Annotated in this window: 8 protein-coding genes; 4 read left to right on the top strand and 4 right to left on the bottom strand. The window is 73.3% G+C overall.

Features of this window, described 5'->3' with window-relative positions; genetic code table 11:
* Positions 1-63 precede the first annotated feature (63 nt).
* Positions 64-2,103 carry a M4 family metallopeptidase gene (locus tag SSBG_RS02465; protein WP_008744655.1) on the bottom strand — a complete coding sequence of 680 codons (2,040 nt, stop codon included), beginning with the start codon at positions 2,101-2,103 and terminating at the stop codon, positions 64-66.
* Between the two features lie 722 nt (positions 2,104-2,825).
* Entirely contained in the window at positions 2,826-3,137 is a 312-nt protein-coding gene (locus SSBG_RS02460; protein WP_037868765.1) for a hypothetical protein, read from the bottom strand.
* A gap of 213 nt (positions 3,138-3,350) precedes the next feature.
* Here SSBG_RS02460 and SSBG_RS02455 point away from each other — a divergent pair, with 213 nt between their 5' ends.
* From SSBG_RS02455 to SSBG_RS02440, 4 genes are all read left to right on the top strand, one after another.
* The gene (locus tag SSBG_RS02455; protein ID WP_037868763.1) at positions 3,351-3,653 is read left to right on the top strand and encodes a hypothetical protein; all 303 of its coding nucleotides are present in this window, start codon (positions 3,351-3,353) and stop codon (positions 3,651-3,653) included.
* 102 nt (positions 3,654-3,755) lie between these two features.
* Entirely contained in the window at positions 3,756-4,469 is a 714-nt protein-coding gene (locus SSBG_RS02450; RefSeq protein ID WP_008744652.1) for a TetR/AcrR family transcriptional regulator, read from the top strand.
* A 243-nt stretch (positions 4,470-4,712) separates the two neighbouring features.
* Complete coding sequence (locus SSBG_RS02445; protein WP_008744651.1) at positions 4,713-6,356, top strand: MDR family MFS transporter; 1,644 nt, start codon at positions 4,713-4,715, stop codon at positions 6,354-6,356.
* Positions 6,357-6,515: 159 nt separating this feature from the next.
* Positions 6,516-6,881 (top strand): hypothetical protein, encoded by a 366-nt coding sequence (locus tag SSBG_RS02440; RefSeq protein ID WP_037868756.1) that lies wholly within the window; start codon positions 6,516-6,518, stop codon positions 6,879-6,881.
* Between the two features lie 146 nt (positions 6,882-7,027).
* Here the strand turns inward: SSBG_RS02440 and SSBG_RS02435 are convergent, their stop codons facing one another.
* Positions 7,028-9,145 carry an MDR family MFS transporter gene (locus SSBG_RS02435; protein ID WP_008744649.1) on the bottom strand — a complete coding sequence of 706 codons (2,118 nt, stop codon included), beginning with the start codon at positions 9,143-9,145 and terminating at the stop codon, positions 7,028-7,030.
* A 161-nt stretch (positions 9,146-9,306) separates the two neighbouring features.
* The gene (gene cobF / locus SSBG_RS02430) at positions 9,307-10,122 is read right to left on the bottom strand and encodes a precorrin-6A synthase (deacetylating) (protein WP_037868755.1); all 816 of its coding nucleotides are present in this window, start codon (positions 10,120-10,122) and stop codon (positions 9,307-9,309) included.
* Positions 10,123-10,314: the final 192 nt, after the last annotated feature.

Here is a 10,314-nt window from a genome sequence, read left to right as displayed (position 1 = left end):
CACCGAGGTGGCCGGGGCGCTCGTGCGTGGCGGGGGCGCTCCGCCGGGATCGCGCCGGGGGGTTTACGGGAAGGTCAGCGACCAGCCGTTGATGGTCCCGCTGTCACCGGAGTACACGTCCCGCACCTGGAGCTTCCACGTGCCGTTGGCGGCGACGGAGGAGGCGTTGACGGTGTAGGTGGCCTTGACGTTGTCCGCCGAGTCCGAGGAGCTGGAGTTCTTGAGGCGGTAGCTCGTGCCGTTCGGCGCGAGGAGGTCCACCACGAGGTCACCGCGGTAGGTGTGCGTGATGTCCACCGAGACCGACAGGTTCGAGGGGGCGTTGCCGCTGCGCCCGGTCACCGCGATCGAGGAGCTGACGGCCGAACCGGCGTCCGGTATCGCGACCTTGGTGCTGGAGGAGAAGACCGTCCCGCCGGGGTTGCCCGGGTCCGTGCCGCCGCCCGAGCGGGCGCCGACGTTGATCGCCGCCCAGGCGTCCTGCACCGCCTTGTACTCGGCCGAGTTCGCGCCGTAGAGCGAGGAGGTCGCCGCGAGGGTGCCGGTCCTGGCGCCCGCGTAGTTCGTGGTGGAGGTGAACTGCGTGGTCAGCGCCTTGTACCAGATCTGGAGCGCCTTGGCCCGGCCGATGCCGGTGACCGGGAGCCCGTCGTACGTCGGCGAGTTGTAGTTCACGCCGTTCACCGTCTTGGCGCCGCTGCCCTCCGAGAGGAGGTAGAAGAAGTGGTTCGCGGGGCCCGAGGAGTAGTGCACGTCCTTGTTGCCGAGCGTGGAGGACCAGTTGTCGGCCGAGGCGCCGTCCTTGCTGGGCTTGTCCATGTAGCGCAGCGGGGTGCCGTCGCCGTTGATGTCGATCTTCTCGCCGATGAGGTAGTCACCGGGGTCGGTCGCGGTGTTGGAGTAGAACTCCACGCCGGTGCCGAAGATGTCGCTGGTCGCCTCGTTGAGGCCGCCGGACTCGCCGCTGTAGTTGAGGCCCGCGGTCTCCGAGGTGACCCCGTGGCTCATCTCGTGGCCCGCGACGTCGAGCGCGGTGAGCGGCGCGGCGTTGCCGGCCCCGTCCCCGTACGTCATGCAGAAGCAGCTGTCGTCCCAGAACGCGTTGACGTACTGGTTGCCGTAGTGGACCCGCGAGTAGGCGGCCACGCCGTCGCCGCGGATGCCGCTGCGCCCGAAGGTGTCCTTGTAGAAGTCCCAGGTCTCCTGGGCGCCGTAGGCCGCGTCGGCCGCCGCCGTCTCGGGGGTGGTGCCCTTCCCGTCGCCCCACACGTCGTCCGGGCCGGAGACGAGCGTCCCGGTGCCCGAGGTCTTGTTGGCGAGGGTGTACGTCTTGTGGCCGCCGCGCGTCGCGTCCGTCAGGTTGTACGTCGAGCCCGACTTCGTCGTGCTGATGGTCACGGTGCCGCTGTACTGCGTGTTGGCCGTGCCGTTCTCGATGCCCTGGTACTCGTACAGCTTCGCGCCCGTCGCGGCGTCCGTCACGACGTGCAGCGCGTTGGGCGTCCCGTCCTCCTGGAGCCCGCCGATCACGGTCTCGTAGGCGAGCACGGGCTTGCCCTCGGCGAGCCAGATGACCTTGCGCGGGGCCTGGTCGGTCGCCGGCTGCGCGGCGCCCTGCGCCTTCGCCGCGCCGAGCGCCTGCTTCCGCGCCGTCGCCGCGGGGACCTTCGCGGTGGTCTTCACACCGCTCAGCTTCGCCCGCGAGGCGCGTACGACCTTGCCGGTCTCGCCGGCCGGGTTCGTGGTGACCACCAGGTCACCGCCGAGGACGGGCAGCCCGGCGTACGTGCGCTCGTAGCGCGTGTGCAGCGTGCCGTCCTGGTCCTTGACCACGTCGCGGGCGACCAGCTTCTCCTGAGCGCCGAGGCTCAGTTCGCCCGCCGTCGCGGCGCTCTTCTTCTGCGCCGCGGCGATGAGTCCGGCGCGCTGTGCGGGGGACAGCTTCGCCGGCAGTGCTCCCGGCCTGGCCGCCGAGGCGGCCTTGCCGGTGGGGGAGGGCGCGGCCGAGGCCACGCCCGTCTGCGTCGCGGCGGTCAGGAGTGCGGAGACCGCGAGCAGCGCGCCGCCGGTGACGGCGGCGCGGCGGGAGGAGGTTCGTCTCAAGGAAGGGCTCCTTCAACGGGCCGCGCACAGGCGGCCGGTGGGGTGACGAAGAGCCCGCGGCGGGGAGGGAACGGGTGCCCGACCGCTGGCCGAGGGAGACTGTGGCAGCCCCGGCCGATGGTTGTCAGGTGCGCATCACGAGGTTGGCGAATTCCGTTCGGCTCCCGGACGCCCGGGGTCGCTATGCGAACCCGTTCCCGGGAAAGAATTGGAAAAGAAGCCGCTTGCCGTGCGGTCGGGAAAGCCCCGCTTCGTCCCCCGGCGACACGCGCCCGCAATGTCCCCGCCCGCTGAATCGTCCCGACCGTCCCCTTCTCCCCGCTTCCTCCCGGGACCCGGGCGACGAGAGGGGCGCAAATCGGCGGGTTTGACGCCCCGTTGGCCGGAAATCGGAGGGGAGGGCGGGATTCTGCCGCGCCGCCGGACGGACGGCGGCGCGCGCCCGCGTCCCGGCGGGCTCCCGCGCGTCCCCTCGCGCGGCGCGGCCCGGGGCGCGTGTCAGGTGCTGAGACGGGGCCCGGGCCGGGGGTGGGCGGGCACTCGGGTACGGAGGACGGGGCGGGCCGCGCGCGGCGGGACGGGCTTCGCGGGCCCTGCTGGACGGGCCTCGCGGGCCGGGCGCTCGCGCGTGACGGCGGCGCGGCGCGGACCGGGGCCGAGGTCCCGTCCGTGGCGCGCCGCCGTTCCCCCGGTTCCCCTCCCGCGTGCGCTCCGGTCGCCGCTCAGTCGTCGTACTGCGTGGGCGGGTACGGGTCGCGGTCCTTGCGCGCCGAGAGCTGGTCCGGGCGCAGTTCGCCCTTGCGGACCTCGCGGTCCAGCTCCGTCTTCTCCTCCCGGTACGCGCCGCTCTCGGTCACCCGCCGGGGCGGATCGGTGTCCGTCGCCGCGGGGGCCTCGCCGGGGTCGTACACGTCGAGCCCGGCCCGTACCCGCTCCTCCTCCGTGCGCGCGGCGAGCCGGTCGTCGTCGGGCCTGCGCGGCATCCCGCGGCGGGGGCTGTTCTCCTCGGACTGGGGGTGGTGGTGCTTCGCCATGCGGCCTCCTGGGTGGTGCGGCGCCCCGGCCTGCGGGGCGCGCGACTGCGGTACCCGCACTGACCAGCGTCTCATCGCGATCCTTCGTGTCAAACCGTGACGAAAGGGTGCCGCCCCCGCCCGCGCTCCGTGACGGTCGCGCCGGGATGCGGGCGGGGGCGGCGCGGAGGAGCCTGGAGGCGGAGTGTCCCGAGCGCGAGGCGAGGAGAACCCATGCGCAGCTACCAAGGTCCCGCCCTGCTGCTCGGCGAGGAAGCCGGGGTGGGCGCGAGCGGCATCGACGTGATCGTGTCCCTCACCGTCCTGGAGCCCGCCGACGGCCCCCAGGGGCACGGCGAGCCCTGGACCGTGACCCTGGAGGCGGCGGCCGGCTCCCGCGCCCTCGCGGACCTCGCCGGACTGGCCCTCGTCCTGCGCCTGCCGTCCGGCGCCGAGGGGGAGATCCTGCTGGAGTGGGTGAGCGGGGACACGCGGGAATCGGGGCGGGCGAGCGGGAGCGGGCCGGCGCCGGTGTGAGGGGCGCGCGGGGGTGCGACGAGGGGCGGGCCGCGTGGCACGTGAGCGGGGACCGGCCCCGTCACGCCGAGTGATTTTGCAGATCATGCATTTTTGCCTACTATGCAGGGCGTGACGAACGATCTCGCGCCCGGCGGCGGGCTCCGGCAGCGGAAGAAGCGCGCGACCCGCGCCGCCCTCGCCGAGGCCGCCATCCGGCTCGCCGCCGAGCACGGGGCCGAGAACGTCACGGTCGAGGCGATCAGCGAGGCGGCGGGCGTCTCGCCCCGTACGTTCTTCAACTACTTCGCCAGTCACGACGACGCGTTCGTCGTCATCGACGAAGGCGTCTCGGAGCGCATCCAGGAGGCGGTCCGCACCGCCCCCGCCGGGCATTCGCCGCTGGAGGCGGTCCGCTCCGCGTTCGTCGGCGAGCTGACGGGCTTCGAGGAACGGCAGGAGCTGCTGACCCTCCAGTTGGAGGTCTTCCAGCGCTCCCCGCACCTCATCGTGCGCGGCCTCAACGCCTACTCCAGCGACGAGCGGGAACTCGCCCGCGCCATCGCCGCCTGGCTGGAGCGGACCTCGGGCCGCACCACCACCCCCGCCGCCACGCCGCCCGCGCCTCCCGGGGGCGCGAGCGACCCGGGCGGGCCGGGGGAGTGGGCCGGCGCCGACATCCCCCTCTTCGCCCGGCTCCTCGCCGCCGTGGCCCACACGGCGGCGCGCGTCACCTTCGAGCACTGGTGCGCGCGCCCCGCGCAGACCGATCTCGCGGAGACCTTCGCCGAGGTCTTCACCCACCTCGCCGCCGGACTGCGGCGGCCCACCGACTGACGGGCGGACAGCCCCCATCGGGAAGCGGCGCCGGTCCGCCGCCCCGGGTGTCCTCGTCCCGCATCCCCGTACCGACCGCCAGACCGCCGACCGTCCCGGGAGCCCGGCGACACCGCCCGCTCCCACGGGGCCCGGACGCGGCACCGCCGCACGGGCCCGTCCTGTCCCCGTACGTACCACCGTCTCCCTTTCAAGAAGGACAACGTGAGCACAGCCGAGGCGACCGCGCCGTCGCCGACCTCCATGACCAACCGCCAGATACTCCAGGCGATGTCGGGCCTGATGGCGGGAATGTTCGTCGCCATCCTCGCGGGCACCGTCGTCGCCAACGCCCTGCCCCGCATCATCGCCGACCTCGGCGCGAGCCAGTCCTCGTACACCTGGGTCGTCACCTCCGAACTCCTGGCGATGACCGCCACGGTGCCGCTGTGGGGCAAGCTGGCCGACCTCTTCAACCAGAAGCTGCTGCTCCAGCTCTCGCTCGGCCTCTTCGTCGTCGGCTCGCTCGTCGCCGGCTTCTCGCAGGACGTCGTCACGCTGATCATCAGCCGCGTCCTCCAGGGCATCGGCGGCGGTGGCCTCACCGCGCTCGCCCAGGTCGTCATGGCCGCGATCATCCCGCCGCGCCGCCTCGGCAAGTACGCGGGCATCTTCGGCGCCGTCTTCGCGGTCGGCACCGTCGCGGGTCCCCTCGTCGGCGGTGTCCTCGTGGACACCTCCTGGCTCGGCTGGCGCTGGTGCTTCTTCATCGGCGTGCCCTTCGCGCTCGCCGGCATCGTCCTGCTCCAGCGCACCCTGAGGCTGCCCACCATCCGCCGCGAGGTCCGCATCGACTGGCTCGGCGCCTTCCTCATCGTCGCGGGCGTGTGCGACCTGCTCATCTGGACCTCCCTCGCGGGCGACAGGTTCGACTGGGCCTCGACGGAGACCGCGCTCCTCGTCTCCCTCGGCGTCGTCCTGCTCGCGCTCGCCGTGTGGGTCGAGACGCGCGCGAAGGAGCCGATCATCCCGCTCGGCATCTTCCGCAACCGCACCGTCACGCTCACCACCGTGGCGAGCTTCCTGGTCGGCATCGCGATGTTCGCCGGGACCGTCTTCCTCTCGCAGTACTTCCAGGTCTCGCTGGGCAAGTCCCCGACCGTCGCCGGGCTCATGAGCCTGCCGATGATCTTCGGCCTGCTCATCTCCTCGACCGTCGCCGGGCAGCTCATCTCCGCCACCGGCAAGTGGAAGGTCTACCTGGTCGCGGGCGCGATCGTCATGACCGCCGGGCTCGGCCTGCTCTCGACCATCGGCTCCGACACCCACTTCGGCCTGCTCAGCCTCTACATGGGCGTCATGGGTCTCGGCGTCGGGATGCTGATGCAGAACCTCGTGCTCGCCGCGCAGAACGACGTGGACGCGCACGAACTCGGCGCCGCCACCTCGGTGCTCTCCTTCTTCCGCTCGCTCGGCGGCACGATCGGCACGAGTGTCCTCGGCGCGGTCCTCGCCAACCGGGTCAGCACCGAACTGACCAAGGGCTTCAAGGACGCCGGCATCCCGGCGGGCGAGGGCGGCGGCGGCTCCGTGCCCGACATGACGAAGCTCCCGCCGCAGATCAAGGGCATCGTCGAGCACGCGTACGGCGTCGCCACCGGCGACCTCTTCCTCGTCGCCACCCCCTTCGCCTTCCTCGCGATCATCGCGGTCCTCTTCGTCAAGGAGAAGCCGCTCAAGACCACGAGCGGCATGGAGCGCCTGGCCGCCGAGGGCGGCCCGGCCGCCCCCGGAGCCCCCGAGGACGCGATCCCCGGGGACGTCCCGGCCCCGCGCGAGGCCGAGGCCGTCGCCCTCGGCAAGGAGACCTCCGAGAGCGCCACGGGCGCGGGAGCGGCCCGCGACTGACCCGCCGCCTGCCGCCCGCCGCCCCGTAGGACCGTCGCACCGGCACCGGCACCGGCACCGTCCGCCCGGACCGTGCCACCGGCCCCGCGGCCACGCCGCCCCACCCCGTCCGTGCGGGGTGGGGCGGTCGCGCGCGTGCGGCGTACTAGCCTCGGCGGCATGGAGTACGACGAGCAACAGCGCGACATCATCCTCCGCATCATCAGCCTCCTCACCGCCTCGGCCGAGTGGATGCGGGACGAGGAGGGCACGGAGGACGAGGAGGACGACCTCAGCAGGCTCGGTCTCGTCGGCGGCCTCGTCAAGGAGGCGCTGCCCGCCGTCGAGATCCCCGAGGGCACGGCCGTCTCCGATCTCGGAGCCGTGATCGGGGAGCAGATGAGCCAGGCGCTCACGCGCCTGGCGGCGGGATTCGTCTTCGCCTGGTCCGAGCTGGCGGAGGTGCACGACGAAGGACGGACCGAGATCAGCTCGGCCGACGTCCTGCGGGAACTGGCGCTCCAGGTGGAGGCGCGCCGCGAGTAGCGGGGCGCGCCTGCGGTGCCGGTACCGGAGGGCAGGGCGGACCCGCGCGTCCGGATGCCGGTACCGGTACCGGGCGGCAGGGCGGAGCGGGCGCGTCCGGTGCCGGTACCGGGCGACAGGGCGGACCCGGCGTCAGGTACCCCCGCTTAGCCGGAGGGAGCGAGCTTCCCGGACCGCGGTGCCGAGGGAGTCCCGCCCTCCGCCAGCTCCTCCGCGAGCAGCCGCTTCGCGATCGCGTCCAGCGCCGCCCGCACCTCCGCGTCGTCGGGGCGTTTCAGCGTCGCGTCGGTCGGGGCGCCCTCGCGCACCGGCTCCTCCATGCCCTCCAGCTGGTCGCGCAGCCACTCCGACCAGGCCGCCGTGATGATCGCCGTCTCGCGCTCGCCCGCCGGGGTGTGCGTCAGCACGGAGCCGTCGCGGGTCACGTAGCCCTCCGCCACCATGCGGTCGTAGACCGGGACGAGGACCTCGGGCGGCAGCCGGTGGCGCGAGGCGATCACGCCGATGCTCGCGAAGCCCACGAGCCGCGTGAACAGGTAGATCTGCATGACCGCCCACGCCCCCGCGATGTCGAGCCGCGTGTCCGACGCGGCCACGAGCCGCCGCCCGGTGTCCTTGGGCGTCCGCAGCATGACCCGGGCGACCGCGAGTTCGAGCACGTCCCGCGAAGCCCGCACCGCGGGGGCCTGGAAGCCCTCGCCGAGGTCGGTCGAACCGCTGCGGGCCGGGTCGTTGAGCTTGACCTGCCGCAGGAAGAGCGCCAGCACGAAACCGAAGGCCGCCACCGGCACGGTCCACAGGAACACCGTCTGGAGCGCTTCCGCGTACGCGTGCACGACGGGCTCGCGCGCCGCCGCCGGCAGCCCGTGCACCCCGTCCGGGCTCCCCGCCGCCCGCGCCACCGCTGCGGGGTCCCGTCCCGTGGCGCGCGCCGCCCCGCCGACCCCGTCCCGCAGCCGGGGCGCGAGCGCGTTGGCGTAGATCGTCCCGAAGACGGCCGTGCCGAAGGAACTGCCGAGGGTACGGAAGAAGGTCACGCCCGAGGTGGCCGCGCCCAGGTCCGCGTAGTCCACGGTGTTCTGCACCGCGATCGTCAGGACCTGCATCGAGAGGCCGATCCCGGTCCCGAGGACGAACATGTACAGCGACTCCAGCCAGGCCCCCGAGTGGTTGTCCATCCGGGAGAGGAGGAAGAGACCGAGTCCCATCACGAGCGTCCCGACGATCGGGAAGATCCGGTAGTGACCGGTCTTGCTCACCACGTTGCCACTGAAGATCGAGGCGATCAGCAGGCCGATCACCATGGGCAGGGTGCGCACGCCCGAGATCGTCGCGGAGTCCCCGTCCACGTACTGGAGGTACGTGGGCAGGAAGGTCAGCGCGCCGAGCATCGCGAAGCCCACCACGAAGCTCAGGACCGCGCACACGGCGAAGACCGGATCGCGGAAGAGCCGCATCGGCAGCATCGGCTGCCGCGCCCGCGTCTCGGCGAGGCAGAACAGGCCGAGCCCCGCGATCCCGGCCGCGAACAGCCCGATGACGACGCCCGAACCCCACGCGTACTGGTTGCCGCCCCAGCTCGTCGCCAGGATCAGCGCGCTCGCCCCGATCGCGACGAGCGCGATGCCGAGGTAGTCGATCACCGGTTTCACGCCCGAGCGCACCGAGGGGATCGTGCGCGCGGCGGCGATCACCACGACGATCGCGATCGGCACGTTGACGTAGAAGGCCCAACGCCAGGTCAGATGGTCCGTGAAGACCCCGCCGAGCAGCGGCCCGACGACCGTCGAGACCCCGAACACGGCCCCGATCGCCCCCTGGTACTTGCCGCGCTCGCGCAAGGGGATGACGTCCGCGATGAGCGCCATGGCCGTCACCATGAGCCCGCCCGCGCCGATCCCCTGCACCGCGCGCCACGCGATGAGCAGCAGCATGTCCGAGGCGAGCCCGCACAGGAACGAACCCGTGATGAACACGATCGCCGAGACCTGGAAGACGATCTTGCGCCCGAAGAGGTCGCCGAACTTGCCCACGAGCACGGTCGAGACCGTCTCGGCGAGCAGGTAGGAGGTGACCACCCACGACATGTGCTCGCCGCCGCCGAGGTCGGCCACGATCGTCGGCAGCGCGGTGCCCACGATCGTCTGGTCGAGCGCGGCGAGCAGGATGCCGAGCGTGATCGTCGCGAAGACGATGTTCCGGCGGCGTCTGTCGAGCACCGGCGGCTGCGGGGCGGCGGGGGCCTTCTCGGGAGCGGTCGTCACCCTGCCAGGCTCACACCCGGCCCCACCCGTCGCACGAGGTGCGCACCCGGAAGGGGAGCCGCGGCGTGCGGAGCCCCGGCGGCGGGGGTGGGGCCCGCGGCGGGGCAAAGCGGCGGACCCGCGTGGCCCGGCACCGGCGGCGGTCGCTCCCGGGCCGCGCCTCAGCTCTCCGGCAGCACCACCGGCGCGCGCTCGCCGTCCGCGTCGCGATGACGGCGCAACAGGTACGTGTCCATGATCCAGCCCTTGCGGGCCCGCGCCGCCTCGCGCAGCGCGACCAAGGGGGCCGCCACCTCGCGCAGGGGACCCGAGGCGAGCAGTTCGTCCGGGGTGCCGAGGTAGGCGCCCCAGTAGATGTCGAGGTCCGCGCGGTCCGCGTACGCGGCGAAGCGCGTGTGCGCGTCGAGCATCACGACGACGTCGTCCGCCTCCTCGGGAAAGCCCTCGGCCAGCCGCCGCCCGGTGGTGATCTGCACCGCGCCGCCGATCCGGTTGAGCACCGTGCGGTGCCGCGCCGCGAGCGTCGCGGGGGCCGTCACCCCCGGCACCACGGTCGTCACGAAGTCCACCCCGCCCGCGCGCACCTCGGCGAGCATCCCGAGCGTCGAGTCGTAGAGCGCCGGGTCGCCCCACACGAGCAGCGCGCCGACCCCGTCCTCGTCCAGTTCCTCGCGGAAGAGCCGCCCGAAGAGCGCCGCCCGCGCGGCCCGCCACTCGTCCACGGCGCGCGCGTACCGCTCCCGCCCGGCCGCCCGGTCGCGGTCCCGCTCCGGATCGGGCACGCTCACGACCCGGTAGGCGCCCGCGTCCGGCAGATGCGCGTCGAGCATCCCGAACCGCAGCGCCGTGAGGTCGGACTTCTCCTCGCCCTTGTCGAGGACGAAGAACACCTGCGTGTCCCGCAGGGCCTCGACCGCCTCCAGCGTGAGCTGCCGCGGGTCCCCCGCTCCGATCCCGATGACGTGAATGGTTCGCACGGGAGGAGTCTGCCCCATGCCCGCCGCCCGCGCGGGGGGCGGGGTACGGGCCCGGGGACGAGGCGGCCGCGCGCGGACCCGCTCAGCCCCGCAGCCGCGGAGCCTCCGCCGCCGGATCGACACCCGCCCCGTCCCGTACGGCCGTGTCCAGACGCCCCGCGAGCGCGTGCCCCCCGCGCACGAGCCCCGGCG

It is taken from the genome of Streptomyces sp. SPB074, assembly GCF_000154905.1.
Taxonomy (GTDB): Bacteria; Actinomycetota; Actinomycetes; order Streptomycetales; family Streptomycetaceae; genus Streptomyces.
Note: the sequence above shows the minus strand (reverse complement) of the source record. Positions and strands in the feature narration are given on the sequence as shown.